The organism is Pseudomonas retamae (assembly GCF_043496865.1).
Lineage (GTDB): Bacteria > Pseudomonadota > Gammaproteobacteria > Pseudomonadales > Pseudomonadaceae > Aquipseudomonas > Aquipseudomonas retamae.
Map to the genome: position 1 here is coordinate 99,852 of NZ_JBIEIL010000009.1, position 24,804 is coordinate 124,655.

The window sequence follows — 24,804 nt, forward strand, 5'->3', positions numbered from 1 at the left end:
ACCTTAGATCTCTCAAACCCACTTAGAAAGCGCTCTAATATTTCAACAAGTTTAACATCGCCCGCTAAAGGCTTTTAATCAAGTCAACACAAACCCAACCGCTTGGCGGTCGCAACTGCTTGGGTCCTGCGTTCAACGCCCAGTTTCCCATGAATACGCCGCGCATGTGTTTTCACTGTGTGCACGGAAATATAAAGTTTTTCTGCAATTTGTTGATTCGAATTACCTTGTGCAATGCATTGCAGAACCTCAACCTCTCGTTTGCTGAGCATGCACTCGGAAGTTGGCTCGCTCAGCAAACAATGCTTAGTTAAGGCTGATGAATTGAAATCGGGCTCCCTTAAGTACAATTCGCGTAGTATCTGTTTCAACTCGCAGCGCTCTGCCATCAAGCGCGCTCGCTCGAACAAGTGCAGCGCATTTTCTTTATCACCGACCAAACGGGCAACTTGAGCCAGTGCCAGGGACAACTCGACATGCAGGCTGATCATGCCTTGGCGCAGCGCATAAGCCGCCAACGCCTGGATTCGCGGGGCGGGATCTTTTTCCTGCTTCAACCGCGCTTCAGCCAGGATCAATAAATATTCGATACGAGGCACAAGTTCGAGGGTGGCGGGAGGCGCTTGTACCGCGTTGGCTCCACGAAAGTGGCGCAGAACACGGGAAAGGGCTTCCCTGGCCAGTTCGGTGCGCCCCTGTTGTAACCAAAATTCACTGCTGACTTGCAGCAGCGCCCCGCGATAGACGGAATCGGGGATGCGCCGCTGCTGCATCAAGCGCTCCGCCTCACGCAGATATTCAAAAGCTTGCGCGTAATCCGTGCGATTGGCAGCGAGTCGAGCAAGCCCTAAATAACCGTACAAGACCCGTTTGTCGTGACTGCGCAGACAATTGTCCAGACCATTTTGAAAAAAAATCGAAGCCTGCTCGTCCAGCCCCCTGCTCAGTGCCAATCGACCGCGATGCAACGCGATACGTCCGAGCAAGGGTATCGGCCGTTGCGCGCACTCAGACAATAATTCGCACACCCCGGCCAAAAGATGTTCCGCCCGCGCCGCAGCGCCACGCTGCTCCAGCAATTGCGCGTGATCAAGTTCAAGCAAACCCTCGAACAGGAGAGAACCGTGAGCACGTGCCAGACACAGTGCCTGGCGATTGATTATATGGGCTTGCTCAAGCTCACCGCACAAGAGCGCCTGCTGTGTCTGCCCCGACAGACATAGCAGGCGCGCAAGCCAGACCTCATCGGAAAGCTCGCTCAATGCTTGCTGAAAGTGTTCCCGCGCTGGCTCCATCCGCCCCTGCAGATGCAACAGCCAGCCTTGCTGCGCCTGCCATCGCGCAATCAATTGCCGCTGGAGAGCCGCCGAAGGTTGCGGCAGGAATCGCGAAAGATGCGCAATGCACTCTTCAGCCTGTTCGAACCGGCCAGCGAACAACAACGCTGCCGTGACCAGACCGACCAGATGCGGCGTTGCCAGCGTCAGTTGTTCGCCCTGCCGTTCATGCAGGCGCAACAGCAGTACGACGGTCTGTTCCTCGAACAAATGTTCAAACGTGAAGTGCTGCAGCAGGCTGACCGCCGTTTCATGTTCCTCGGCTAGCAGCGCCTGTTCAAACGCCGAGTGCCAATCTTCACTCGCCGCAAACCACTGACAGGCGCGGCGATGCCATGAGCGGACGGCTGGCCAGTGTTCGTCCTGCATGACCCGCGATAACGGAGGAAAAACCTGCAGCCAGTCGGCCGAGTCCTGCCAGGGCTCGATAAAGCAGCCGAGCGTCTGCAGCAGACGCAAACTCTGCGCGCCTTCTCCCGCACCAAACAAATGCTCACATAGCTGCGCATTGAAACGCGGCAAATTGGCCAGCACACGCCAGACTTCCGCCAACTCGGGGGTCAGATGATTGAATAACTCGTGCTGCAGATAATCGAGCAACGTTTCCAGCCGTTGCTGCGGTTGATTGCTGTTGGCCCAGTCGCATTTTTGCAGCAGCGCCATACGCACGCCCGCGCACCAGCCACCCGATCGCTGGACCATGCGTCGCGCCACACTGGCCGCTTGTTCCGCTGGTAAATGCGCCAACGTCTGGACGATTTCCGCTTCGGTCAGCGCCAGCGTCGAGCTTTCGCATTCATACAGTTCGTCGTCCAGCAGCAATCGTGGCCAGTTGCATTGCGGCCGGCGACGCGTGCTGATCCACCAGATCAGTGCCGGGCTGCTCGACGCCAGCAACCGATCCAGCAACGCATCGAGTGCCGGGTCAGGCCAGCGGCAATAATCGTCGATGAACAGCCAGGTCGGCGCAGGCCACCGAGACAAAGCGGCGATCAACTGCTCTTCGTCCATTTCAGGCAGGCCCAGCGCCTGGCTCAGGCGCTGGCAAAGTTGACCGGCACTCAATGACGCTCCCTGCAACGGCAGCCAGTGCACGGTGCAATTCGCCGGGGCGAGCAACAGACACTCGGTCATCAGCGCCGTTTTGCCACTGCCCGGCGGCGCACAAAGCAAGCGCACCCGCGCCGCCGACCCGCACAGCGGCTCGCTCAGGCGCGCACGCGGTTGATGATGAGAGGAGAGTCTGGGCAAAAATCCGGGTCGATCCAGGCAGGGCGTCATGGCGGTCATCGGCTGAGCCTTTTTATCGTTGTGCGCTCACCCTAGCCCTCTCCCCCGCACTTGTTGATAAATATTCAGCGCGCTGATTGACGACCATAAAAAAGGCGACCGTGCGGTCGCCTTTTGTACTGCCCAGGTATCGGAACCGTTAGCGCACGCCCTCGGCGCGCAAGGCCGATGGCGTGTAATCGGCAGCCTTGGCTTCGAAGCCGAACTCGAAACTGTGCTTCTCTTCGTTTTTCATCCCCAGCGCGATGTAGCGGCCTGCAATGATGTCGTAAAGGGCTTCGAGGGTGTAGGCCTGGGTCTGGTGATCGTAGTAATACTGCGAGTGACCTTCGGCGACACGCCACAATTGCCCGCGCCCGTCGTAGTGATCGACCAGCGCCACTTGCCAGCTGTCTTCGTCGATGTACATGTGGCGTTTGGCGTAGATGTGACGTTCATTTGGCTTGACCGTGCCGATCACTTCCCAGACCCGGTGCAGCTCATAACGGGTGAGGTCCTGATTGATGTGGCCCGCCTTGACGATGTCGTCGTATTTGAGTTTTGGCGAATCGAGTTTGTAGCTGTTGTACGGAATGTACATTTCCTTCTTGCCGACCAGTTTCCAGTCGTAGCGATCCGGCGCGCCGGAGAACATGTCGAAGTTGTCCGAAGTGCGCAGACCGTCGGCGGCGGTGCCCGGGCCGTCGTAGGCCACTTGCGGGGCGCGCCTTACGCGGCGTTGACCGGCGTTGTAGATCCAGGCCAGACGCGGTTCCTTCACCTGATCGAGGGTTTCGTGCACCAGCAGCACGTTACCGGCCAGACGGGCCGGCGCGGTGACAGACTGCTTGAAGAAGGTCAGTACGTTGGCGGCTTTTTCCGGATCGAGCTCCTTCATCAACTGCGGCACCGCCACCTCTTCCTCAAAGCGGATCGGCGTGTAGCTGCCGTTGGTTTGCGGCGTGACTTGCGTGATGATCCGCCGCAGGTTGCCGCCGTGATAACGGGTGATGTGGTTCCACAGCACCTCGACGCCGTTCTTCGGAATCGGGAAGGCGTAGTAGCGATTACCGGTGAAATTCGCCAGGCCGTTGCCGTCGTTGATCGAGGTCACGTTCAACGCGCTGCGTTTGGCCGATTCGTAAATTTCCGCAGGCGCGCCTACCGTGCGATGCGTCGGGTAGACCGGGATCTTGTAGGTTTCCGGGTAGCGCTTGAACATCGCTACCTGACCGTCGGAAAGCTTGCTCTTGTACTGATCGACGTTGGCTGCGGTGATGGTGAACAGCGGCTTTTCATTGGCGAACGGGTCAGCCAGGAAACCCTTGCTGTCCACCGCACCGGCATTCTTTGGAATACCGCCGGTCCAGGCCGGGATCGAACCATCGGCGTTGCCCGCCTTCTCCGCCCCCAACGGCGTCAGGCTGGTGCCGAGCTTGTTGGCTTCGTCCGGCGACACCGCCGCCATCACATTGGCTGCCAGCAGACTCAGGGCCAGCACGCCACACTGCAGAATCATTTTGCGCATTGCATTCATCCTTCTCGGGCAGATCAGAAGTTCACACCGAAGCTCAAGGCGACGAAGTCACGGTCTTCCAGCACGTTGTAGTCACCACCGAAAAAGTCGGTGTAACTGAGGCTCGCGGTGTAGGTGTTGCGGTAGTCGGCATCGACGCCGAAGCTGATCGCTTTTGCGCCTTCGTTGAACAGGCCGTTGGGGCCATAACCGGCGACGTCATGCGACCACGACAGGTTGGGTTTGAAGTTGACCCCACCGATCACGTTGGCGTAATCGAGAATGGCCCGGGCGCGGTAGCCCCACGAAGTCGAGGTGACGAACCCGTCGGTATCACCCCCAAAGCCGTATTGCCCGTACACCGAATCGCGGCCGTAACGCAGCTCACTGCGCGACTCCAGCCCCCCGACATGCACTACTGCAGCTTCGCCGACCACGGTCAGACGTTCGGCGCCCAGCACTTGATCGAAAAAGTGCGTCAGGGTGCTCTGTACTTGCGTGACTTCCTTGCGGCGATAGCCTTTGTTATCGGCGCCCGGCGAAGTCGCGAGTGGCGAAGCGGTGCCGCCGGCAATCGGGTTGACCAGCGCCAGGGTCAGGTCGTTGGTGTTGACCTGCACCGGGGCGTTGGGCCGGTAGCTGATCTCGCCGGTCCATGCCGTACCGGTAGGCAACGTGGTGGAAAAGCTTGCGCCGTAGAGCCGGATGTCTTCGGGGTATTCAAGATAATACTGGCCACGCCCGAGCATCACGCTTTGCGCCAGCCCCGCACCGCTGCCAGGCGCAAGGCTGTTGGCGATGCCCACCATGCCGGGCAATGCCGCCAGCGTCGACAGGCCCGCGGTGGTGGTGCCGACCGTCGGCGTGCGACTGTGATAGTTCATGAAGTACAGGCCATATTCGGTGTCTTCGCCGAGCCAGCGCAACGCCGTGCCCCACTGCCCCGAATCGCGCGCATCGCGATCACCGCCACGGGGAATCACTACGCCCTCACGGGTGACCTGAATGCCTTGACCGAACGCGGTAGTCAGCGGCACCAGTGGCGCCACCGCCGGGCTGCCGACGGTGTAGCCGTTGTTACAGCCGTCTGCCGCGACGTCGACACCGAAGAAGGTGCCGCAATTATCGAGTACGGTCTGGTCCCACTCCAGCTGGTAAAAACCTTCGACCGAGAGTTTGTCGGTCAGGCTTTGCGAGCCGAACAACATGTTCACCGGGATCAAGCCTTCCTTGATCTCTGCACCGGGACGGCGAAACGCCGAAACGTCGATCGGGTTGATGCTGTTGATCGAGTTGCCGATGAAGGTACTTTCGCCCCAACTCACCACCTGCTTGCCCGCCCGCACGGTACCCGGCAGATCGGCAATGGCGTAGTTGTGATAAACGAAGGCATCGAGAATCTGCGCGCCGGAGGATTTGGCGCCTTCCTTGCGACCGCTGTCGCTGATCTGCTTGAACTCGCGGTCTTCATCCTTGAGCTCGAAGTCATACCAGTACTTGCCGCGCACGAACACACCGGTATCGCCGTACTTGAGTTCGAGGTCGTGAATGCCTTTGAAGATCTTCGAGAAGGTCTCGCCTTTCTTGAAGTTCAAGCGCCCGTCATCACCGGTCGAGGATTGCCCGCTGCCGCCATTGACCGTGCCAACCAGCGAGTTGTCGGCATCGCGCAGACCCCAGCTCGCGCCGATCGACAGGGACGAGTCAAAGGTGCCTTCGATTTCGCCGATGTTGAATGCAACCGCTTGCGCCTGGGCGCAGCAACCCATAGCCACCGCGGCAGCCAGCGCCTGCGGTGTGAAGATGGCGCGCATTGTTGTTTTTGTCATGCGTCTTCCCCGGTGAGTGACAGAAGGCCCCACCCTACTGCCGCACCGCCGCGTCGATAAGCGCACCAAGGAGGTATTCGCGTTGTCGCTCGAAAGGATGAATGCCCTTGCACCGCGCGGCGTTGCGCCGTTCATGGACCGGCTGGATGAACGATCATCAGCGCTACGCATGGTGCCTTTCAGGGCACGTAACTGTTACATGCTCCGCAACAGTGCATGTCCGGAATCGGTATTTTTCCTACAGACGCAACGCCGTATTCTGAGCGCGCTCTCACGGGATCCCGTAAAGCATCCAGCACTGGCATTCGAGTAACTCAGGCCATCGCTGAAAGATTTCAGATGAATCGAAGGTTTCGGTTGATCGCCCCGCTGTTCACTGACGTTGATTTGTAGCTCCTTGATCCAACGTCTTACCTTGGCCGCTGCGTTTGCAGCGGCCTTTTTTATGGCTGTGAATTATCCGGGTGGTTTTGAACAGGATGAAATCGCGGGGCTTAGGCTAGGCCGGGGCACGCTGCCGATTTTTGCAGGAATTGTTCGTTTAGAGGTGCGGCGGCGATCTGTCAATTCACCGCGCTGACTGGAAGAATTTGATCAATGGGCAGGCAAATGAAGACTGCCCGCCCCTCCACCGCTACAGCGAATACTTCTGCAAATTCGCCATCATCTCCTTCAGCGCTTCCATATTGTCTTGCGGATGCGCCGCCCCTTCGAAATCGCAAATCTGCTGCCAGTGCGCGGCCACATCTTCCGGCGAAAAGCCCACCCGTGGATCGAACCCGGCGCCCAGGCTGCGCTCCCAGCGCACTTTACCCATCCAGCCGCCACCGACTTCGAACAATCCGGAAGTTTCCTGGCATTGCTCACTGGCCAGGTACACCACCAACGGGCTGACCAGTTCCGGTTTCAGTTGCTCGAATACTTGCGGCGGAATCAGGCCTTCGGTCATGCGCGTGCCGCCAGTGGGAGCAATGGCGTTGACGAGGATGTTGTTCTTGCGCCCTTCAATGGCCAGCGTGCGGGTCAAACCGTAGAGACCCAGTTTGGCCATGCCATAGTTGGACTGGCCGAAGTTGCCGTAGATGCCGGACGTCGAGGCGGTGAAGATCACGCGGCCGTAGTTTTGTTCGCGCAGGTGTGGCCAAGCGGCGCGGGTGACTTTGTAGGCGCCTTCGACGTGGACGCGGTAGACCAGATCCCAGTCGGCGTCGTCCATTTTATGGAAGGTCTTGTCGCGCAGGATGCCGGCGTTGTTGATCACCACATCGACGCGGCCGAAGGCATCGAGAGCGTTCTGCACCAGTTTGTCGCCATCGGTGACCGAGTCGTGGTTGGCTTCGGCGATGCCGCCGGCCGCGCGGATCTCCGCGACAACGCGATCGGCGGCGGAGGCGTTGGCGCCTTCGCCCTGCGTCGAGCCGCCCAGATCGTTGACCAGCACTTTCGCGCCCTGTCTGGCGAACAGCAAGGCGTGGGCGCGACCGAGACCACCGCCGGCTCCGGTGACGATCACGACTTTATCTTCGAAACGCACAGAATCATTCATCGCGGCAACTCCAACAGGGCAATGGGACATTGACCGGGAGTGTCAGGCACAGCGCTTTGAGTCACAACGAACACGACTGCGGCTGAATGGTGCGCGATAAGGCCCAGGGATAATGACAAGGTTGGGACGGCGAGAGGCTCGAGGCCCCCGGCCCGGTCAGGAATAGGCGACCTTGCGCGGCGGTAGCACCAGCCGCTCGCGGAATTCCAGGTAGTGTTTGAGCACGTGCACCGGCGCTTCCGTCTGCGGGTAGTGACCAATCCCCGGCAGCAGCACGGTGTCGGCATTCGGGATCAGTTCGCGGTAACGCGCGACCATGTGCGCTCCGGAGATTGGATCGAACTCGCCATCGATCACCCGTAACGGAATCTCGTCGCGCTGCATCGCAGTGACCCAGCGATCACGCTGCAGACGTCGCTCGGGAATGTAGCCGATCAGCTTGTGCATGATTCGTGGCCCGTGATTGCTCTCGATCAGGCTCCAGAAATCATCCAGCTCACTTTCGCTCGGGCCGGTCTGCGGACCGAAAATCTGCCGAAAGCTCTTCACCAGCGCATCACGACTGAACGCCCGGCCGAGGATCCAGCCCAGCGGGCTGAGGAGCAATTTCTGCATGAGCACCGGACGATGGGTCTCGGGAAACAAGCCACCATTGAGAAACACGCAACTGGCGACGTCGATGCGCCCTTCGTAATGTCGCGCCAGCAATTCCTGGGCAACGCTGTCGCCGTAGTCATGGGCAAAAATGTGCAGCGGTTGCTCCGCCTGTACATGCGCGAGCAGGGCCTGCTGCAGATCGGCCTGCTCCAGCAGGCTGTAGGTGTGCTTGAGCGGTTTGGCCGAATCGCCGAAGCCAAGCATGTCGCAGGCGATCACCCGATAGCGCTGGGCCAAGGGCTGCCAGAGGTAATGCCAGTCCCAACTGGCAGTCGGGAAACCGTGAATCAGCAGTAACAGCTCACCCTGCCCCGCTGTCCAGTAGCGAATCGGCTGACCGCGAAAAACAAAGGTCCGGCTGCGCTTGCGCCAGACACACAGAGGAATCTCGGCGAGTGGCATCAGAGTTTATATCCGGGGTCTTGTTGATCGAGTTTGCGCAGCAACGCCGGCCAGGCCAACGCGCCGCCCATGCCTTGGGCGCTTTTGGTAACGCCGGCGATCATCGCTTTGGCACCCGCCAGAATCTGCGGCTCGATGGCGATCAGGTCAGCGCCGCCGGTTTGCGCCATCACCTGAATGTCGCAGGCACGCTGGAAGGTGAACATCATCAGAAAGGTGTCGGCGATAGTGCCGCCACAGGTCAGCAGGCCGTGGTTGTGCAGCAAGAGAAAATTGTTGTCGCCGAGATCGGCCTGCAAGCGCGCCTTCTCTTCGTGGTTCAGCGCCACGCCTTCATAGGCGTGATAAGCCAGGCTCGACAGCACGAACAGCGATTGCTGGCTGATCGGTAACACGCCCTGCTTTTGTGCCGACACCGCGACGCCGGAGGCGGTGTGGGTGTGCAGCACACAAACCACATCGTGGCGCACTTCATGCACAGCGCTATGGATGGTGTAGCCAGCGGGGTTGATCTCGTAAGGGCTGGCCATGAGCTTGTTGCCGGCCTGATCGACTTTCACCAGGCTCGACGCGGTGATCTCATGAAACATCAGACCGAACGGGTTGATCAGGAAGTCTTCGGTGCCTGGGACTTTGGCCGAGATGTGCGTAAAGATCAGGTCGTCCCAGCCATGCAGAGCGACCAGCCGATAGCAGGCGGCCAGATCGACTCGGGCCTGCCATTCGGCAGCACTGACCTGGCTTTTGACATCAAGGGACGATGGGACGGGGGCTACGCTCACTGTATGCACCTCTGCGTTCTTGTTGTTCTGCACGTATGCGCAGTCTAGTCAGACGCAGGCGATCGCGTAGTTGCATTGGCAGCCAGCTTGATGACTGATCGAGTCAGCCATGCAAGCTGTGAGGATCCGCTCAGCCCTTGAGCGCTTCGATGAACTGCGCCAGCCACGGCTCGGCATCGGTTTCCGGGGTGACACTTTCGCTGGCGTCGATGCGCAACATTTCTTGCACTTCGATAACGCCCAATTCTTCGAACAGCTCGCGAAGCTGTTCTCCGCCGCCACAGAACGTATCGCCATAACTGGCGTCGCCCAAGGCAATCACCGCGCCCGGCAAACCGCGCCAGGCTGCCGGCAACTGATCGCGAAGGGTCGAATACAGCGGTTGCAGGTTGTCGGGCAGCTCACCCATGCCGGTCGTCGAGGTGACGGCGAGAAACGCTTGCGGGCCGAATGCCTGAATATCGCCGAGCGTGGCGCGCGAGTTGTAGAAGGTTTCAAAACCCGCGCCTTTCAACAGGTTCTGGGCATGACGGGCGACTTCTTCGGCGGTGCCGTAGACCGAACCGGAGAGGATGGCGACTTTCATCAATCTGATCCTGAAAATTGAAAATGAGATCGGCGATAGTAACAGTCCGTCGCGCAAGGCTGCGATTGAATCTCAACTGGCGATAATGATCGGTAGACAGCCGCCAAGGTTCTTCTAGAATGCCAATCGCCTATTACTTAACGGGAATTCAGGGATGATCAACGCCAGTCTGCTGCAAATGGTGATCAATGCTTCGAACGATGGAATCGTTGTGGCGGAAAAGGAAGGCGAGCAGGACAACATTCTGATTTACGTCAATCCGGCGTTCGAACGTCTGACGGGCTACACCAGTGAAGAAATCCTCTATCAAGACTGCCGTTTTCTGCAGGCCGGTGATCGTGACCAAGAGAGTCTGAGCCTGATTCGTGAGGTTTTGCGCGACGGTGGATCGTGTCGGGAGATCCTGCGTAACTACCGCAAGGATGGCACACCGTTCTGGAACGAACTGTCGCTGTCGACGGTGAAAAACGCCGACGATGGGCAGACCTACTTCATCGGTGTGCAGAAAGACGTCACCGTTCAGATCAAGGCTCAGCAACGCGTCGCACAACTGGAAGCCCAGGTGGTCGCCCTGCAGGCGGAACTGAATGCTTTGAAAGCGACCAACGGTTAAAACAAAACCGCGAACCGATGGTCATTAACTACAATCACCAATGACTTTGTAATTATATCTTTCGAGTTAGCCATGCAGCGCGACGCCCTCCTCACTCAGGACGAGCTGGATTTTATCCAGAAGATGCAGCACAACCCGCAACTGAACGTGCGGGATGCGACGTCGAGCCTGCTGGTCAACGGCGGCTCACAGATCCGCGATCTGCTCACGCGATTGGCCGCCCATGAGCAAGTGAGCATTCAGGCCAACTTCGAAAACCAGCAAATGACTTTCCCGTTGCATCTGGTGGAAGATGAATTCCACGCGCTGCATCTGCGCCTCGGCGTCCCGAGCATCTACGAAGACGGCCCATCGGTAAGACCATGGCGACTGGTACTCGAAGAGCCGGTCGCGCTGGAGAACGCCAAAGGCCAGCCGGGGACGTTATGGGTGCATGAGGTCTCGCACAAAGGCGTACTGCTGGAAGTGCGCAACAAGACCAAACCACCCAAGCACTTCGCGCTGTGGTTCAGCCCTTCGGGATACGAGCGCATTTCCTTGCGCGGGCATTTCGAACGGGAAACCGAAAATGGTTTTTACGCCTACGATCTGAGCCAGACTGACAGCGATGAAACCGAGCGTTTGCGCCAGTTCATTCTGCAGCAACATCGCCTGACCCACCCGGCGCTGCACACTTGATTCAAGTATCCAGATTCCCCGCAAGAAACTGCATCATGCGCTGACGCATGTTCGTGCCTTCGTTACCCAGACAGGCAACTGACGATCCGGCCAGGCTGTCCTGCGCCAGATCGGCGGCGTCCCCCGCCAGCATCAATTGACAATCGAGCCCCAACGCCAGGCGGTTCAAACGCCGCGGCAAATCGGTACCGGGTGCGTGGTTGGAAAACAACACCAGCGCATCGGGTTTCACTTTTTCGCAGACCAGCGTCAACTCATCGAATGGCTGGCCGGTAGTCAGCACCCGAACACCCGAATTATTGCCGCTGAGAAACAACGCCGCCACCAGCAACTCCAGCTCACGGCATTGGCCGGCCAGCGCGCTGACGATCACCCGTCGCGGTTGTGCCCCGCGCAGCATGACAATCCGCTGTAATACTCGAGCACGAAGGAATCCGTCGTAGAAAAGCCACTCGCTGGTTTGCCCGTACGCGTCCTGACGCTGCAGCATTCGCCGCCACAACGGCATCAGAATGTCCTGAAACACCACGGCCAACGCATAGGAAGAAAAAATCTGCCCGTAGACGCGATCCAGTTGCTGATCGTCGAATGAACTGACGGCCTGCTGGATCTGTTCCTGCCATTGCAGGTAATCAGCTTGCACGAGGTTGTCAGGAATGATGTGCGCCAGGGCTTTCAACGGTTCGGTTTTGGCGAGGATCTTGCCGACCTTGCTGACCGCGACGCCGCGATCAATCCAGTCGACGATGCTGCGCACACGCTCGATCTCGCTCATCGAGTAAAGCCGATGCCCGCTTTCGGTGCGTGTCGGCTGAATCAGACCATAACGCCGCTCCCAGGCGCGCAAGGTCACCGGATTCACTCCGGTAAGCCGCGAGACCTCACGGATAGGAAAAAGCTCAGCGCGTTCGAGCGCTTCTGATACCTGCGAGGCAGGGTTTGCATCCGTGATCACAGGCATAAAACGCTCAACTTCCATGTCAGAAATTTGGATCCCATTCTAACGCTTATCCGCCAATAGCGTTCAAGTAGGCAATTGCGACGAATGTCGCTGGTTTAATCGGTAAAAACCGGAATAATCCTTGCTTGATGAAAAACGCAGCCCTCTACCCCGGCGCTGCGTCAGGCGAAACTCCTACCCGGAGCGAAGCGATTGAAATATGGAGATACAAAATGTCTACCTCCCCCGTCACGCTGATGGTTGCCCGTCGCGTCGCCGACGGCCGCTATGAGGACCTGATGGTCTGGCTGCGCGAAGGCGAACAACTGGCCACGGACTTCCCCGGTTACCTGGGTTCAGGCGTACTTGCTCCGCCGCCCGGCGATAACGAATTCCAGATAATTTTTCGCTTTGTCGATGAGCAAACCCTGCATGCCTGGGAACATTCGGTATCACGCACCGCGTGGCTGAGCCGTGGCAGCGACCTGTTCGCCCACCCCAAAGAGCATCGGGTCAGCGGTATCGAAGGCTGGTTCGGTGCTGCCGGGCAGCGTCCGCCACGCTGGAAGCAGGCCGTGGCGATCTGGCTGGCGTTTTTTCCCGTGTCGCTGATTTTCAACTTTTTGCTTGGCCCACTGCTGGGCGAAATGAGCCTGCTGCCACGTGTACTGATCAGCACCGCGTGCCTGACGCCGCTGATGGTCTACCTGTTCATTCCGCTGTCGACGCGTTTGCTGGCGAACTGGTTGAACAGCACGCCGGCGCGACGACTGTCTGCCGAACCCGCCGCTCAAAACCGTTGATCCCTTGTGGGAGCGAGCCTGCTCGCGAAAGCGGAACATCAGTCAACATCGTAGGTGACTGATACATTGCTTTCGCGAGCAGGCTCGCTCCCACAGGTTTTGGCCATTGCGCCAATAGGTGTAAGGCTGCGCTCGCTGTTATAGTTTTTGCTTTCCCCGCGATGCGAGCCGTTCATGCCTGATTCCGCCGCCCCGATTCTCATTACTGGCGCCGCGCAACGCGTGGGACTGCATTGCGCCCAGCGTTTGCTTGAAGACGGTCATCGGGTCATCTTCACTTACCGCACTGAACGCCCCGGCGTACAAACCTTGCGCAACCTGGGCGCCCTTGGCCTGTTTGCGGATTTCGCCACTGAGGCCGGAATTCTCGCGTTCATCAGTGAACTGAAAAGCCACACCGACAGCCTGCGCGCGATCGTGCACAACGCCTCTGAATGGCTCGCCGAAACGCCAGGCAACGAGACCGAAGCCTTCACTCGCATGGTCAATCTGCACATGCTCGCGCCCTACCTTATCAATCTGCACTGCGCCGATTTGTTGCAGCGCTCTACGCCTGCCGACATCATCCACATCAGCGACGATGTCACGCGCAAGGGCAGCAGCAAGCACATCGGTTATTGCGCAAGTAAAGCCGGGCTCGACAGCCTCACCCTGTCTTTCGCGGCGCGCTATGCGCCGGCCATCAAGGTCAACGGCATTGCCCCGGCCCTGCTATTGTTCAATCCCGACGACAACGCGGCGTACCGCGCCAAGGCGCTGGCCAAATCGGCGCTGGGCTTCGAGCCCGGCAGCGACGTCATTTACCAGAGCCTGCGCTATCTGCTCGACAACCCCTATGTCACCGGTACGACCCTGACCGTCAATGGCGGACGGCACCTTAAGTAGCCGACTCGCGAGGATTTCCATGACCCGCTCACTGCCTGAGAATTACCGTGAAATCCTTCTTGGCCTCGGTGAAGACCCCGACCGCGAAGGTTTGCTCGACACCCCGGTACGCGCGGCCAAGGCAATGCAATACCTGTGTCACGGTTATGCGCAAAGCGTCGAGGAAATTGTCAATGGCGCGCTGTTTGCGTCCGACACGGACGAAATGATCATCGTCGCTGACATCGAGCTGTACTCGTTGTGCGAACATCACCTGCTGCCCTTCATCGGCAAGGCCCATGTGGCTTATATTCCGACGGGCAAGGTGCTGGGTTTGTCGAAGATCGCACGGTTGGTGGACATGTTCGCCCGCCGCCTGCAGATTCAGGAAAACCTCACTCGGCAAATCGCCGATGCGGTGCAACAGGTCACCGGTGCCGCTGGCGTCGCGGTGGTCATTGAGGCCAGACACATGTGCATGATGATGCGCGGTGTCGAGAAACAGAATTCGACCATGAACACCTCTGTCATGCTCGGCGCGTTCCGCGAGTCGAACACGACTCGCCAGGAGTTTCTGCAATTGATTGGACGGAGCAAGTAAATGCCACAACTTCAGCCGGGAATGGCGCGCATCCGGGTCAAGGATCTGCGCCTGCGCACCTTTATCGGGATCAACGAGGACGAAATCCTCAACAAGCAGGATGTGCTGATCAACCTGACCATTCTGTATGCCGCACAGCAAGCAGTGCGTGACAACGACATCGACCACGCGCTGAACTACCGCACCATCACCAAGGCGATCATCGCGCATGTCGAAGGCAACCGCTTTGCCCTGCTCGAACGCCTGACCCAGGAACTGCTCGATCTGGTGATGACCAACGAATCGGTGCTGTACGCCGAAGTCGAAGTCGACAAGCCGCACGCCTTGCGCTTCGCCGAATCGGTATCAATAACGCTCGCGGCGAGCCGCTGAGCTTCAAGCTTCAAGCTTCAAGCTTCAAGCGGTAAGCTAAAGGCCAACCCCGATCCAATCTTGCAGCTAGAAGCTTGCCGCTCAAAGCTGTCTCGCAGAGACCCCCATGACTGATCAACAACGCCTCGAACTCGAAGCCGCCGCTTTTCGCCGGCTGGTCGCCCACCTGGACAGCCGCAAGGATGTGCAGAACATCGATTTGATGAACCTCGCCGGGTTCTGCCGCAATTGCCTGTCCAAGTGGTACAAGGCCGAAGCCGACGAGCGTCAGATCGAGGTCAGCCTCGACGACGCCCGTGAAGTGGTCTACGGCATGCCCTACGCCGAGTGGAAAGCCCAATATCAGCAAGAAGCCAGCACCGAGCAGCAAGCCGCGTTTGCCAAAGGAAAGACCCATGACTGACCTGAACACCCTGCGCGCCAGCCTCAACAGCGGCGAACATGCCTTCGCCGACACAATGGCTTTCATTGCCGCCGGTTACGACTATCAGCCGCAGGCGTTCAACAACGGTGGCGTGGAAAACGCCGCCGGGCAGAACGAAGGGTCCTGCAAGACTCTGGGCCTGGCGCTGCTGGAAGGCCTGAGCGATGACGAAGCGCTGCTGGCATTCGGAGAGCATTACCGCTCGGTGCTGGCAACGCCTGAGGGCAGCGATCACGGCAATATCCGTGCGTTGATCAAGCACGGACTGGCCGGTGTGAAGTTTGCCGCGCAGCCGCTGACCCGCCGCTGATTCCACAGCCAACCACAATTCCCTGTGGGAGCGAGCCTGCTCGCGAATTCGGTCGGTCAATTGACTCATGTACTGAATGTAAAACTGCTTTCGCGAGCAGGCTCGCTCTTACATGGATGTGTCGCGGCTGTTAATAACGGACACAAAAAAACCGGCCGAAGCCGGTTTTTTTATGCCTGCGATCTTAGAACGTAGCGTTCTGCAGACCGTCCAGATAACGCTCGGTGTCCAGTGCCGCCATGCAGCCGGCGCCGGCCGAGGTGATGGCCTGACGGTAAACGTGGTCTGCCACATCGCCGGCGGCGAAGATACCTTCGACGCTGGTCGCGGTCGCATTGCCTTCTCGGCCACCGTGCACCACCAGATAACCGTCTTTCAGAGTCAATTGGCCTTCGAACAGCGAAGTGTTCGGGGTGTGGCCGATCGCGATGAACACGCCGTCGACCTTGATCTCGTCGAAGCTGCCGTCGTTGTTGCGCAGACGCGCACCGGTCACGCCCATGTTGTCGCCCAGCACTTCGTCGAGGTTGGCGTTGAGCTTGAGGATGATCTTGCCTTCGGCCACGCGGGCGTTGAGCTTGTCGATCAGGATTTTCTCGGCGCGGAAGGTCTCGCGACGGTGAATCAGGGTCACGGTGCTGGCGATGTTGGCCAGGTACAGCGCTTCCTCAACCGCAGTGTTGCCGCCGCCGACCACGGCGACCGGCTTGTTGCGGTAGAAGAAACCGTCGCAGGTCGCGCAGGCCGACACGCCTTTGCCCATGAACGCTTCTTCCGAAGGCAGGCCCAGGTAGCGGGCGCTGGCGCCGGTGGCGATGATCAGTGCGTCGCAGGTGTAGACGGCGCTATCGCCAGTCAGGGTGTACGGTTTGGCAGCGAAGTCGACGGCGTTGATGTGATCGAAGACGATCTCGGTTTCAAAGCGCTCGGCATGCTCGCGCATGCGCTCCATCAGCACCGGGCCAGTCAGACCATGGACGTCGCCAGGCCAGTTGTCGACTTCGGTGGTGGTGGTCAGCTGACCGCCGGCCTGCATGCCGGTGATCAGCAGTGGCTTGAGGTTGGCACGGGCCGCGTAGACCGCAGCGCTGTAACCGGCAGGGCCGGAACCGAGAATAATCACTCGCGAATGACGGACTTCAGACATGACCTGCTCCTGTTGACCGGGCCGAAACACTGGCGCGGATCGCCGGACTGCCGGCGGGAATAAAAAAGGACCGTGGAGACCTTGGGGAAGGCTTGAACTCGACAGTCCTGTAAAAAGTTGGGTGAAGCGTATCGAGGGGGGCAAGATTAAGGAAATACGGTTTAACAATCCAGCTCATAGGTGGTCTCTATGTCGAAGCGCTGAGGTGATGGACGTCTTTGTTACAGTAATTGTCGATCGCTTTACCGCGCTTTCGCTGCCATGGCAAAGCCGGTAAGGTCGGCGCGTTTTCCCTTGCTCGGAGCACCTTATGCCCGCCCCTGTTCTGTCCGGCCCGCAATACCTGCGCGAAGGCCTCAAACTGGTCCTCAGCCCCAGCCTGCGCCTGTTCGTGCTGCTGCCATTGGCGATCAATCTGGTGCTGTTCGTCGGATTGATTTATCTGGCGGGCCATCAGTTCAGCCTGTGGGTCGACACGCTGATGCCCTCGTTGCCCGAGTGGCTGAGTTTTCTCAGCTACATTCTCTGGCCGTTGTTTGTGGTACTCGTGGCACTGATGGTGTTTTTCACTTTCACGATGCTCGCCAACGTGATCGCCGCGCCTTTCAACGGGTTTCTCGCTGAAAAGGTCGAAGTGGTGGTACGCGGTACCGATGACTTCCCGGCGTTCAGCTGGGGCGAGCTGATCGCAATGATCCCGCGCACCTTAGCCCGGGAAATGCGCAAACTTGGCTACTTCCTGCCGCGGGCGATCGGCCTGTTCATCCTGTCGTTCATTCCGGTGGTCAATATCGTCGCCGCACCGCTTTGGCTGCTGTTCGGCGTGTGGATGATGGCGATCCAGTACATCGACTACCCTGCCGACAACCACAAGCTGGGCTGGAACGAGATGCTCGCCTGGCTGCGGCAGAAGCGCTGGCAGAGCATGAGCTTTGGCGGGATCGTTTATCTGGTGTTGCTGATTCCGGTGGTCAATATCCTGATGATGCCTGCGGCCGTAGCCGGGGCGACGCTGTTCTGGGTGCGTGAGCGTGGCGCGGAAAATCTGGTGACGCAACGCTGACCCCGTCACAAATCCATCACCTGAATGTCACAACGTCGACATGGCCTCAGCCGACACTGAGGTCATGACGACAGCTCTGCATATCACCCTCATTAGCGAAACCTTCCCACCGGAAATCAACGGCGTGGCCAATACCCTTGGTCGTTTGTGCGATGGCCTGCGTGCCCGTGGGCATCAGGTCGAGCTGGTGCGGCCACGCCAGGCCAGTGATCCGCAGCGCAGTGTCGATGAAGCGTTGCTGTTGTGCCGCGGCTGGCCATTGCCAGGTTATCCGGGGCTGCAGTGGGGTCAGTCGTCAATGCACAAGCTGTTGCGACGCTGGAAACGCCAACGGCCTGACGTGTTGTACATCGCCACCGAAGGCCCGCTGGGGTTGTCGGCGCTGCGCGCGGCACGGCGCCTGGGCATTGCCGTGGTCAGTGGCTTTCACACCAATTTTCAGCAATACACCAGTCAGTACGGCCTCGGTTTGCTGACGCGGTTGCTCACGCATTATCTGCGCTGGTTTCACAATCGTTCGGCCATGACGCTGGTGCCGAGCGTCAGCCAACGGCTGGAACTGGAGCGGCGGCATTTCGAGCGTTTGGCGCTGTTGTCGCGGGGCGTGGACAGTCAGTTGTTTCATCCGAGCAAACGGCTGAACGCACTACGGGAGCAATGGGGTCTGTCCGAGCGCGATATTGCCGTGATTCACGTAGGACGACTCGCGCCGGAGAAGAACCTTGGTCTGCTCAAACGTTGCTTCGAACAACTTCGGGCAAGTTATCCACAGCGCAATCTGAAACTGGTCATGGTCGGCGACGGGCCGCAACGTGCGGCGCTGGAGAAGGCGTTGCCCGAGGCGATTTTCTGCGGCGCGCAGCGCGGTGAAGCGTTGGCCGCGCACTATGCGTCAGGCGATGTATTTCTGTTTCCCAGCCTGACCGAGACATTCGGCAACGTGGTACTTGAAGCACTGGCTTCGGGCCTTGGCGTGGTGGCTTACGATCAGGCGGCAGCGGCGCAGCACATCCGCCACGGTTACAACGGCGTGTCGGCGATGCCCGGCGACGAGCAAGCGTTTTGCGAAGCGGCGATGTGGTTGCTGGAAGAAGATGAGCGGTTGCGCTGTGTGCGGCTCAATGCCCGGCAGCATGCGAGTCGCCAGGGTTGGGCGGCAATCATCGAGCAGTTCGAGGGGCATTTGCGCGAGGCTTGTGTGGGGGAGCAGGTGGTGCCTGGGGCTCAGACACTACCTTAGATGTGCATCGAAGCAGATACCGCTTTGGCGAGCAGGCTCGCTCCTACACGGGGGCTGTGTTGTGAACACGATTCCCTGTGGGAGCCAGCCTGCTGGCGATGAGGCCCTGTCAGGCGCCGCTTAAACCAGCGTCATCAACGCCTCACGGCTGAACGGCAAAATGTCCTGCTCACGCCCTTCGCGAACCTTCTGCGCCCAGTCCGGATCAACCAGCAGCGCACGCCCTACCGCGACCAGATCGAATTCCTCTTTGTTCAGACGCTCCAGCAGGTTTTCCAGACTGGCCGGTTGCGCGACCTTGTCGGTGTTGACCATGAACTGCAAAAACTCGCCATCCAGACCGACGCTGCCGACGGTAATGGTCGGTTTGCCGGTGAGCTTGCGCGTCCAGCCGGCCAGGTTCAGGTCGGAGCCGTCGAATTCCGGCTCCCAGAAACGCCGCGTCGAGCAGTGGAAAATATCCACGCCGGCGTCCGACAACGGCTTGAGGAACTCGCCCAGCGCCTCCGGCGTTTGCACCAGACGTGCGGTGTAATCCTGCTGCTTCCACTGCGAAAAACGGAAGATGATCGGGAAACCCTCGCCGACCGCGGCGCGCACCGCTTGAATCAGTTCGATGGCGAAACGCGAACGGTTGGCCAGGCTGCCGCCGTATTCGTCAGTGCGCTGGTTGCTGCCTTCCCAGAAAAACTGGTCGATCAGGTAACCGTGGGCGCCGTGGATCTCGACGCCGTCCATGCCAATGCTTTGTGCGTCTTTGGCAGCCTGGGCGAACGCAGCGATCACCTCCTGAATGTCTTGTTTAGTCATGCCGTGCACCACGACCTGACCGTCCTTGAGTTTTTCCGACGGCCCGTAACCCGGCACGCTGGCATCAGGCTCGGTGCCGATACGGCGCACGCTGCCCACATGCCACAGTTGCGGAACGATCTTGCCGCCTTCGGCGTGGACGGCATCGACGACTTTTTTCCAGCCGGCCAATGGCGCTGCACCGAAGAACTGCGGCACGTTGGGATAACCGTTGGAGGCGATGTGGTCGACCGTGGTGCCCTCGGTGATGATCAGGCCTACCCCGGCTGCCGCACGGCGACGGTAGTATTCGATGACTTTAGAGTTCGGCACGCCGCCTGGGGAAAATGAGCGAGTCATTGGCGCCATGACCACACGGGTCGGCAGTTCGAGGGCACCGAGATGAAACGGTTTGAACAAGGCTTGAACGGGCATCGAAAGGCTCCACGAAAGTGATCGACAGGTCATGAACTCATATGACGGCTATAATATGCAGGTGCAGCCTAACGCGATACCACTATTGATCTGAATGATTAAGGGTCAAAAGCCAGGCAAAAAAAATCGCAGCCGGTTGGCTGCGATATTCATGGTTCAGCCCAGCGCTTTTTCGATCGCGGCAATCACGGTTGGATCATCAGGGGCCGTACGCGGCGAGAACCGCGCCAGTACGCGGCCGTCCTTGCCGAGCAGAAATTTTTCGAAATTCCAGGTGATGTCGCCAGGAAATTCAGCGCCCTCGCCCGCCAGCAGACGGTACAGCTGATGACGCTCGTGGCCGTTGACTTCAAGCTTGCTCGACAACGGAAACGTCACGCCATAGTTGAGGCTGCAGAATTCCTGAATCTCTTGCTCCGAGCCCGGTTCCTGTCCGGCAAACTGATTGCACGGCAAGCCCAGCACGCTGAAGCCTTTGCCTTTGTATTGCTGATACAGGTTTTCCAGCGCCGCGTACTGAGGGGTCAAGCCGCATTTGGAGGCGACGTTGACCACCAGCACGACTTGGCCCTTGAACGGCGCCAGCGGTAGCTCCTGACCATCCAGGGCTGTCAACTTAAGGTCGTGAAAAGCACTCATGACGAACTCCAGGATTCTCTGTTCTTCTCGAAACAGCCACTTGGCGTGGCCTACCAAGGACAGCCGCGGACTAAAAAGGCGCCCGCAGGCGCCTCTCCAGTAATCGAAGCTTAGCGCAGAAAATCAGTGGTGATGGCCACCTTCGCCATGGACGTGACCATGAGCGATTTCTTCCTGGCTGGCATCACGGATGTCGACGATCTTCACCTGGAAGTTCAGACGCTGGCCGGCAAGCGGGTGGTTGCCATCAACCGTCACGTCGTCGCCGTCGAGGTCACGAATGGTCACGATCTGCATCTGGCCGTCCGGCGCCGAAGCGTGGAACTGCATGCCGACTTCCAGCTCGTCGACGCCTTCGAACATGCTGCGGCTCAGGGTGCTGACCAGCTCGGCGGCGTATTCGCCGTAAGCGTCTTCTGGCTCGACGGCCACTTTCAGCTCGTCGCCGACAGCCTTGCCTTCCAGGGCTTTTTCCAGGCCCGGGATGATGTTGCCTGCGCCTTGCAGGTAAACCAGCGGAGCGCCGCCGGCGGAGCTGTCGATGACCTCACCAGCGTCGTTGGTCAGGGTATAGTCGATGGAGACAGCCTTATTGGCGGCGATCAGCATGGGGCGAGACCTTTTGCATAAGAATATAGAAAGGCCAAGTTTAGCGAAGCAATCGCACGAAAGCGAACACAACCCGGACAAACGGGTTTCGACGATCACAGGCTTTCATCAGGACGAAGAGGGTCATTGGGTGGTCGAACTTTCCTGCGGCCACACTCAACACCTGCGTCACCAGCCGCCGTGGCAATCACGCGCGTGGGTGCTGGACCCGGCGCAACGTATTGAAAAAACAGGTCAACCTTTTGCCTGTGGCTGGTGCGCACAAGGCGCGGTTAGCGATAACCTTGGCGACTGAATTTCGGTAGTCGGCCAGTCATAGGCCGACACCCTTGCATAGAGAACTCCCATGCAAACTTTTTTTATTGCCCCCACCGATTTTGGCGTGGGTCTGACCTCCATCAGCCTCGGGCTGGTGCGTACGCTTGAGCGTGCCGGGCTGAAAGTCGGTTTCTTCAAACCGATCGCCCAGCCGCACCCCGGCGACACCGGCCCGGAGCGCTCCACCGAGCTAGTGGCGCGCACCCATGGCCTGAAACCGCCGCAACCCCTGGGCCTGGCGCACGTTGAGCGGATGCTCGGTGACGGTCAGCTCGACGAACTGCTTGAAGAAATCATCACCCTGTACCAGCAGGCGGCGGTCGGCAAAGACGTGCTGGTCGTTGAGGGCATGGTGCCGACCCGCAGCGCCAGTTATGCCGCACGGGTCAATCTGCACCTGGCCAAAAGCCTCGATGCCGAGGTGATTCTGGTCTCGGCGCCGGAAAACGAAGTGCTCGCCGAACTGTCTGGCCGCGTCGAGTTGCAGGCGCAATTGTTCGGCGGCCCGAAAGACCCGAAAGTGCTCGGCGTGATCCTCAACAAGGTCAAGACCGACGAGAGCATGGACGCCTTCGCCACACGTCTGAAAGAACACTCGCCGTTGCTGCGCAGCGGCGATTTCCGCTTGCTCGGCTGCATCCCGTTTCAACCGGAACTCAACGCACCGCGCACCCGCGACGTCGCCGATCTAATGGGCGCGCAAGTACTCAATGCCGGTGACTACGAAACCCGGCGCATGAGCAACATCATTATTTGCGCGCGGACCATGCGCAACACCGTCGAGCTGCTCAAGCCCGGCGTGCTGGTGGTGACGCCGGGCGATCGCGACGACATCATCCTTGCCGTCAGCCTCGCCGCGATCAACGGCGTGCCGCTGGCCGGGCTGCTGCTGACCAGCGACACCCTGCCCGATCCGCGGATCATGGATTTGTGCCGTGGCGCGTTGCAGGCCGGTCTGCCGGTGTTGTCGGTGAGCACCGGCTCCTACGACACCGCCAACCTGCTCAATGGCCTGAACAAGGAAATCCCGATCGACGACCGCGAGCGCGCCGAGATCATCACCGACTTCGTCGCCAGCCATCTCGACGCCAACTGGCTGCATCAGCGCTGCGGCACGCCGCGTGAGATGCGTCTGTCGCCGGCAGTGTTCCGCTATCAGCTGATTCAGCGCGCGCAAGCGGCCAACAAGCGCATCGTTCTGCCGGAAGGCAGCGAGCCGTTCACCGTTCAAGCGGCGGCGATCTGCCAGGAACGCGGGATCGCCCGTTGCGTGTTGCTGGCCAAGCCGGAAGACGTCGAAGCGGTAGCGCGCGCGCAAGGCATCGTCTTGCCTGCCGGGCTGGAAATACTGGATCCGGACCTGATTCGCGAGCGCTACGTCGAGCCAATGGTCGCCCTGCGCAAGACCAAGAGCCTCAACGCACCGATGGCCGAGCAGCAACTGGAAGACACCGTGGTGATCGGCACCATGATGCTTGCGCTGGACGAAGTCGACGGCTTGGTATCCGGGGTGATCAACACCACCGCCAACACCATCCGCCCGGCGCTGCAACTGATCAAGACCGCACCGGGCTGCACCTTGGTGTCCTCCGTGTTTTTCATGTTGTTCCCGGAAGAAGTGCTGGTGTACGGCGACTGCGTGATGAACCCGCATCCGAGCGCCAGCGAACTGGCTGAAATCGCCCTGCAAAGCGCTGACTCCGCTGCGGCGTTCGGCATCACGCCACGCGTGGCGATGATCAGCTATTCGAGCGGCGAATCGGCCAGCGGCGAAGAAGTCGAGAAAGTCCGCGAAGCCACCCTGCTCGCCCATGAGCAGCAGCACTCGCTGCTGATCGACGGCCCGCTGCAATACGACGCTGCAGCCAACGCCGAAGTCGCCCGGCAACTGGCGCCGAACAGTCAGGTCGCCGGGCGTGCCACGGTGTTCGTGTTCCCGGATCTGAACACCGGCAACACCACGCACAAAGCGGTGCAACGCAGCGCCGATTGCGTCAGCCTCGGGCCGATGCTGCAAGGCCTGCGTAAACCGGTGAACGATCTGCCGCGCGGCGCGCAAGTCGATGACATCGTCTACACCATCGCGCTCACCGCGATTCAAGCCGCCAACCGACCTATGGATGTGTAAATGCTGGATTTTCTCCCTGCACCCGTGCGTGGCGTAATCGCCTCGCTGCTGTTGGCGCTCAATACGATTCTGCTGTGTTCGTTCCTGTTCTGCGTGGCGCTGGTCAAGGCGTTGCCGTTTGCGTTGACGCAACGCATCGCCGGCTGGCTGATGAGCCACACTCACGAGGCATGGATCAGCAACAACAAGGGCTGGATGAACCTGGTGCGGCGCACCCGCTGGCACGTCAGCGGCCTCCAAGGCCTGGACTATCAGCACTCGTACCTGATCACCAGCAACCACCAGAGCTGGGTCGATATCCTGGTGCTGCAATACGTGCTCAACCGGCGCATTCAGCCGCTGAAGTTCTTCCTCAAGCAGGAGCTGATCTGGGTCCCGGTGATCGGTCTGGCGTGGTGGGCGCTGGGCTTTCCATTCATGAAGCGCTATTCCAAAGCCTATCTGGCCAAGCACCCGGAGAAGAAAGGCAAAGACCTGGAAACCACGCGCAAGACCTGTGCGAAATTTCGTAATAACCCGGTGGGCATTTTCAATTTTGTCGAAGGCACGCGCTTCACCGAAGGCAAGCATGCGCAGCAGCAGTCACCGTTCAAATATTTGCTCAAGCCGAAGGCCGGCGGGATCGCCTTTGTGCTGGACGCGATGGGTGAGCAACTGGAATCGATCGTCAACGTGACCATCCACTACCCGGCCGGACGCCCGGGGTTCTGGGACCTGCTCAGCGGCAATGTGCGCGATGTGGTGGTGCACTTTGAAGAGCTGAAGATTCCGCCGGCGTTCATCGGCAAGAACTACGACCAGGACGGCGAGTACCGTTTGCAGTTTCAAGGCTGGATCAATCAACTGTGGCTGGACAAGGATGCGTTGCTGGAGCAACTGCACCGCGAATATCCAAAGCGTTAAAGAT

Annotated in this window: 25 protein-coding genes; 13 read left to right on the forward strand and 12 right to left on the reverse strand. The window is 59.4% G+C overall.

The features are described 5' to 3' along the window. Positions 1 to 83 precede the first annotated feature (83 nt). The 7 genes from ACGSLL_RS18455 to ACGSLL_RS18485 form a co-directional block, all read right to left on the reverse strand. Complete coding sequence (locus ACGSLL_RS18455; RefSeq protein WP_394507451.1) at positions 84 to 2,627, reverse strand: LuxR C-terminal-related transcriptional regulator; 2,544 nt, start codon at positions 2,625 to 2,627, stop codon at positions 84 to 86. Positions 2,628 to 2,766: 139 nt separating this feature from the next. After that, the gene (locus ACGSLL_RS18460; protein WP_394507452.1) at positions 2,767 to 4,134 is read right to left on the reverse strand and encodes a DUF1329 domain-containing protein; all 1,368 of its coding nucleotides are present in this window, start codon (positions 4,132 to 4,134) and stop codon (positions 2,767 to 2,769) included. Between the two features lie 23 nt (positions 4,135 to 4,157). Next, positions 4,158 to 5,951, reverse strand: coding sequence for a DUF1302 domain-containing protein (locus ACGSLL_RS18465; protein WP_394507453.1), 1,794 nt, complete (start codon positions 5,949 to 5,951; stop codon positions 4,158 to 4,160). Positions 5,952 to 6,585: 634 nt separating this feature from the next. Next, positions 6,586 to 7,497: an SDR family oxidoreductase gene (locus ACGSLL_RS18470; RefSeq protein WP_394507454.1), complete on the reverse strand. Its 912-nt coding sequence runs from the start codon at positions 7,495 to 7,497 to the stop codon at positions 6,586 to 6,588. 156 nt (positions 7,498 to 7,653) lie between these two features. Then, positions 7,654 to 8,556: an alpha/beta fold hydrolase gene (locus ACGSLL_RS18475; protein ID WP_394507455.1), complete on the reverse strand. Its 903-nt coding sequence runs from the start codon at positions 8,554 to 8,556 to the stop codon at positions 7,654 to 7,656. Continuing rightward, a complete protein-coding gene (locus ACGSLL_RS18480; protein WP_394507456.1) occupies positions 8,556 to 9,338 on the reverse strand; it encodes a class II aldolase/adducin family protein in 783 nt (260 codons plus the stop codon). Before ACGSLL_RS18480 ends, ACGSLL_RS18475 begins: the two co-directional genes overlap by 1 nt. Positions 9,339 to 9,468: 130 nt before the next feature. Next, positions 9,469 to 9,924 (reverse strand): flavodoxin, encoded by a 456-nt coding sequence (locus ACGSLL_RS18485; protein WP_394507457.1) that lies wholly within the window; start codon positions 9,922 to 9,924, stop codon positions 9,469 to 9,471. A gap of 154 nt (positions 9,925 to 10,078) precedes the next feature. Here ACGSLL_RS18485 and ACGSLL_RS18490 point away from each other — a divergent pair, with 154 nt between their 5' ends. Together ACGSLL_RS18490 and ACGSLL_RS18495 are read left to right on the forward strand one after the other, a co-directional pair. Next, positions 10,079 to 10,537, forward strand: a complete 459-nt coding sequence (locus tag ACGSLL_RS18490; protein WP_394507458.1) for a PAS domain-containing protein — start codon at positions 10,079 to 10,081, stop codon at positions 10,535 to 10,537. Positions 10,538 to 10,609: 72 nt separating this feature from the next. Further along, positions 10,610 to 11,215 (forward strand): hypothetical protein, encoded by a 606-nt coding sequence (locus tag ACGSLL_RS18495; protein WP_394507459.1) that lies wholly within the window; start codon positions 10,610 to 10,612, stop codon positions 11,213 to 11,215. A gap of 1 nt (position 11,216) precedes the next feature. Here the strand turns inward: ACGSLL_RS18495 and ACGSLL_RS18500 are convergent, their stop codons facing one another. Continuing rightward, positions 11,217 to 12,176, reverse strand: coding sequence for a MerR family transcriptional regulator (locus ACGSLL_RS18500; RefSeq protein WP_394507460.1), 960 nt, complete (start codon positions 12,174 to 12,176; stop codon positions 11,217 to 11,219). A gap of 212 nt (positions 12,177 to 12,388) precedes the next feature. Here ACGSLL_RS18500 and ACGSLL_RS18505 point away from each other — a divergent pair, with 212 nt between their 5' ends. From ACGSLL_RS18505 to ACGSLL_RS18530, 6 genes are all read left to right on the forward strand, one after another. After that, positions 12,389 to 12,958 carry an antibiotic biosynthesis monooxygenase gene (locus ACGSLL_RS18505; protein ID WP_394507461.1) on the forward strand — a complete coding sequence of 190 codons (570 nt, stop codon included), beginning with the start codon at positions 12,389 to 12,391 and terminating at the stop codon, positions 12,956 to 12,958. 174 nt (positions 12,959 to 13,132) lie between these two features. Next, positions 13,133 to 13,843: a dihydromonapterin reductase gene (gene folM, locus ACGSLL_RS18510; RefSeq protein ID WP_394507462.1), complete on the forward strand. Its 711-nt coding sequence runs from the start codon at positions 13,133 to 13,135 to the stop codon at positions 13,841 to 13,843. A gap of 19 nt (positions 13,844 to 13,862) precedes the next feature. Beyond that, entirely contained in the window at positions 13,863 to 14,423 is a 561-nt protein-coding gene (gene folE, locus ACGSLL_RS18515) for a GTP cyclohydrolase I FolE (RefSeq protein ID WP_394507463.1), read from the forward strand. Then, a complete protein-coding gene (gene folX, locus ACGSLL_RS18520; RefSeq protein WP_394507464.1) occupies positions 14,424 to 14,795 on the forward strand; it encodes a dihydroneopterin triphosphate 2'-epimerase in 372 nt (123 codons plus the stop codon). 106 nt (positions 14,796 to 14,901) lie between these two features. After that, positions 14,902 to 15,198 (forward strand): DUF1244 domain-containing protein, encoded by a 297-nt coding sequence (locus tag ACGSLL_RS18525; protein ID WP_394507465.1) that lies wholly within the window; start codon positions 14,902 to 14,904, stop codon positions 15,196 to 15,198. Beyond that, a complete protein-coding gene (locus tag ACGSLL_RS18530; protein WP_394507466.1) occupies positions 15,191 to 15,529 on the forward strand; it encodes a HopJ type III effector protein in 339 nt (112 codons plus the stop codon). Before ACGSLL_RS18525 ends, ACGSLL_RS18530 begins: the two co-directional genes overlap by 8 nt. Before the next feature lie 184 nt (positions 15,530 to 15,713). Here the strand turns inward: ACGSLL_RS18530 and trxB are convergent, their stop codons facing one another. Continuing rightward, the gene (gene trxB, locus ACGSLL_RS18535; protein ID WP_042607647.1) at positions 15,714 to 16,676 is read right to left on the reverse strand and encodes a thioredoxin-disulfide reductase; all 963 of its coding nucleotides are present in this window, start codon (positions 16,674 to 16,676) and stop codon (positions 15,714 to 15,716) included. 310 nt (positions 16,677 to 16,986) lie between these two features. Here trxB and cysZ point away from each other — a divergent pair, with 310 nt between their 5' ends. After that, entirely contained in the window at positions 16,987 to 17,739 is a 753-nt protein-coding gene (gene cysZ, locus ACGSLL_RS18540; protein WP_007957203.1) for a sulfate transporter CysZ, read from the forward strand. 40 nt (positions 17,740 to 17,779) lie between these two features. After that, positions 17,780 to 18,979, forward strand: a complete 1,200-nt coding sequence (locus ACGSLL_RS18545) for a glycosyltransferase family 4 protein (RefSeq protein WP_394507467.1) — start codon at positions 17,780 to 17,782, stop codon at positions 18,977 to 18,979. Positions 18,980 to 19,099: 120 nt separating this feature from the next. Here the strand turns inward: ACGSLL_RS18545 and ACGSLL_RS18550 are convergent, their stop codons facing one another. From ACGSLL_RS18550 to ACGSLL_RS18560, 3 genes are all read right to left on the reverse strand, one after another. Next, complete coding sequence (locus ACGSLL_RS18550) at positions 19,100 to 20,203, reverse strand: NADH:flavin oxidoreductase (RefSeq protein ID WP_394507468.1); 1,104 nt, start codon at positions 20,201 to 20,203, stop codon at positions 19,100 to 19,102. A 156-nt stretch (positions 20,204 to 20,359) separates the two neighbouring features. Next, positions 20,360 to 20,842: a glutathione peroxidase gene (locus tag ACGSLL_RS18555; protein WP_394507469.1), complete on the reverse strand. Its 483-nt coding sequence runs from the start codon at positions 20,840 to 20,842 to the stop codon at positions 20,360 to 20,362. A 123-nt stretch (positions 20,843 to 20,965) separates the two neighbouring features. After that, positions 20,966 to 21,451, reverse strand: a complete 486-nt coding sequence (locus ACGSLL_RS18560) for an FKBP-type peptidyl-prolyl cis-trans isomerase (protein WP_090281801.1) — start codon at positions 21,449 to 21,451, stop codon at positions 20,966 to 20,968. Between ACGSLL_RS18560 and ACGSLL_RS18565 the strand changes: the two genes are divergently transcribed. The 3 genes from ACGSLL_RS18565 to ACGSLL_RS18575 are packed head-to-tail and all read left to right on the forward strand — an operon-like array spanning position 21,420 to position 24,800. Next, on the forward strand, positions 21,420 to 21,746 hold the full coding sequence (locus ACGSLL_RS18565; RefSeq protein WP_203420771.1) for a DUF3565 domain-containing protein: 327 nt from the start codon (positions 21,420 to 21,422) through the stop codon (positions 21,744 to 21,746). The two genes, ACGSLL_RS18560 and ACGSLL_RS18565, sit on opposite strands and share 32 nt — an antisense overlap. Before the next feature lie 51 nt (positions 21,747 to 21,797). After that, complete coding sequence (gene pta / locus ACGSLL_RS18570; protein WP_394507470.1) at positions 21,798 to 23,897, forward strand: phosphate acetyltransferase; 2,100 nt, start codon at positions 21,798 to 21,800, stop codon at positions 23,895 to 23,897. Then, positions 23,898 to 24,800: an acyltransferase gene (locus tag ACGSLL_RS18575; protein WP_394507471.1), complete on the forward strand. Its 903-nt coding sequence runs from the start codon at positions 23,898 to 23,900 to the stop codon at positions 24,798 to 24,800. Positions 24,801 to 24,804: the final 4 nt, after the last annotated feature.

Coding starts and splice junctions, on each gene's coding strand:
- folE (WP_394507463.1), top strand. CDS start 13,863: ATGACCCGCTCACTGCCTGAGAATTACCGTGAAATCCTTCTTGGCCTC.
- ACGSLL_RS18555 (WP_394507469.1), bottom strand. CDS start 20,842: ATGAGTGCTTTTCACGACCTTAAGTTGACAGCCCTGGATGGTCAGGAG.
- ACGSLL_RS18575 (WP_394507471.1), top strand. CDS start 23,898: ATGCTGGATTTTCTCCCTGCACCCGTGCGTGGCGTAATCGCCTCGCTG.
- ACGSLL_RS18475 (WP_394507455.1), bottom strand. CDS start 8,556: ATGCCACTCGCCGAGATTCCTCTGTGTGTCTGGCGCAAGCGCAGCCGG.
- ACGSLL_RS18495 (WP_394507459.1), top strand. CDS start 10,610: ATGCAGCGCGACGCCCTCCTCACTCAGGACGAGCTGGATTTTATCCAG.
- ACGSLL_RS18560 (WP_090281801.1), bottom strand. CDS start 21,451: ATGCTGATCGCCGCCAATAAGGCTGTCTCCATCGACTATACCCTGACC.
- ACGSLL_RS18485 (WP_394507457.1), bottom strand. CDS start 9,924: ATGAAAGTCGCCATCCTCTCCGGTTCGGTCTACGGCACCGCCGAAGAA.
- ACGSLL_RS18470 (WP_394507454.1), bottom strand. CDS start 7,497: ATGAATGATTCTGTGCGTTTCGAAGATAAAGTCGTGATCGTCACCGGA.
- cysZ (WP_007957203.1), top strand. CDS start 16,987: ATGCCCGCCCCTGTTCTGTCCGGCCCGCAATACCTGCGCGAAGGCCTC.
- folX (WP_394507464.1), top strand. CDS start 14,424: ATGCCACAACTTCAGCCGGGAATGGCGCGCATCCGGGTCAAGGATCTG.
- ACGSLL_RS18525 (WP_394507465.1), top strand. CDS start 14,902: ATGACTGATCAACAACGCCTCGAACTCGAAGCCGCCGCTTTTCGCCGG.
- ACGSLL_RS18545 (WP_394507467.1), top strand. CDS start 17,780: ATGGCCTCAGCCGACACTGAGGTCATGACGACAGCTCTGCATATCACC.
- ACGSLL_RS18465 (WP_394507453.1), bottom strand. CDS start 5,951: ATGACAAAAACAACAATGCGCGCCATCTTCACACCGCAGGCGCTGGCT.
- pta (WP_394507470.1), top strand. CDS start 21,798: ATGCAAACTTTTTTTATTGCCCCCACCGATTTTGGCGTGGGTCTGACC.
- ACGSLL_RS18490 (WP_394507458.1), top strand. CDS start 10,079: ATGATCAACGCCAGTCTGCTGCAAATGGTGATCAATGCTTCGAACGAT.
- ACGSLL_RS18530 (WP_394507466.1), top strand. CDS start 15,191: ATGACTGACCTGAACACCCTGCGCGCCAGCCTCAACAGCGGCGAACAT.
- ACGSLL_RS18505 (WP_394507461.1), top strand. CDS start 12,389: ATGTCTACCTCCCCCGTCACGCTGATGGTTGCCCGTCGCGTCGCCGAC.
- trxB (WP_042607647.1), bottom strand. CDS start 16,676: ATGTCTGAAGTCCGTCATTCGCGAGTGATTATTCTCGGTTCCGGCCCT.
- ACGSLL_RS18565 (WP_203420771.1), top strand. CDS start 21,420: ATGGAGACAGCCTTATTGGCGGCGATCAGCATGGGGCGAGACCTTTTG.
- ACGSLL_RS18455 (WP_394507451.1), bottom strand. CDS start 2,627: ATGACCGCCATGACGCCCTGCCTGGATCGACCCGGATTTTTGCCCAGA.
- ACGSLL_RS18500 (WP_394507460.1), bottom strand. CDS start 12,176: ATGCCTGTGATCACGGATGCAAACCCTGCCTCGCAGGTATCAGAAGCG.
- ACGSLL_RS18550 (WP_394507468.1), bottom strand. CDS start 20,203: ATGCCCGTTCAAGCCTTGTTCAAACCGTTTCATCTCGGTGCCCTCGAA.
- ACGSLL_RS18460 (WP_394507452.1), bottom strand. CDS start 4,134: ATGCGCAAAATGATTCTGCAGTGTGGCGTGCTGGCCCTGAGTCTGCTG.
- folM (WP_394507462.1), top strand. CDS start 13,133: ATGCCTGATTCCGCCGCCCCGATTCTCATTACTGGCGCCGCGCAACGC.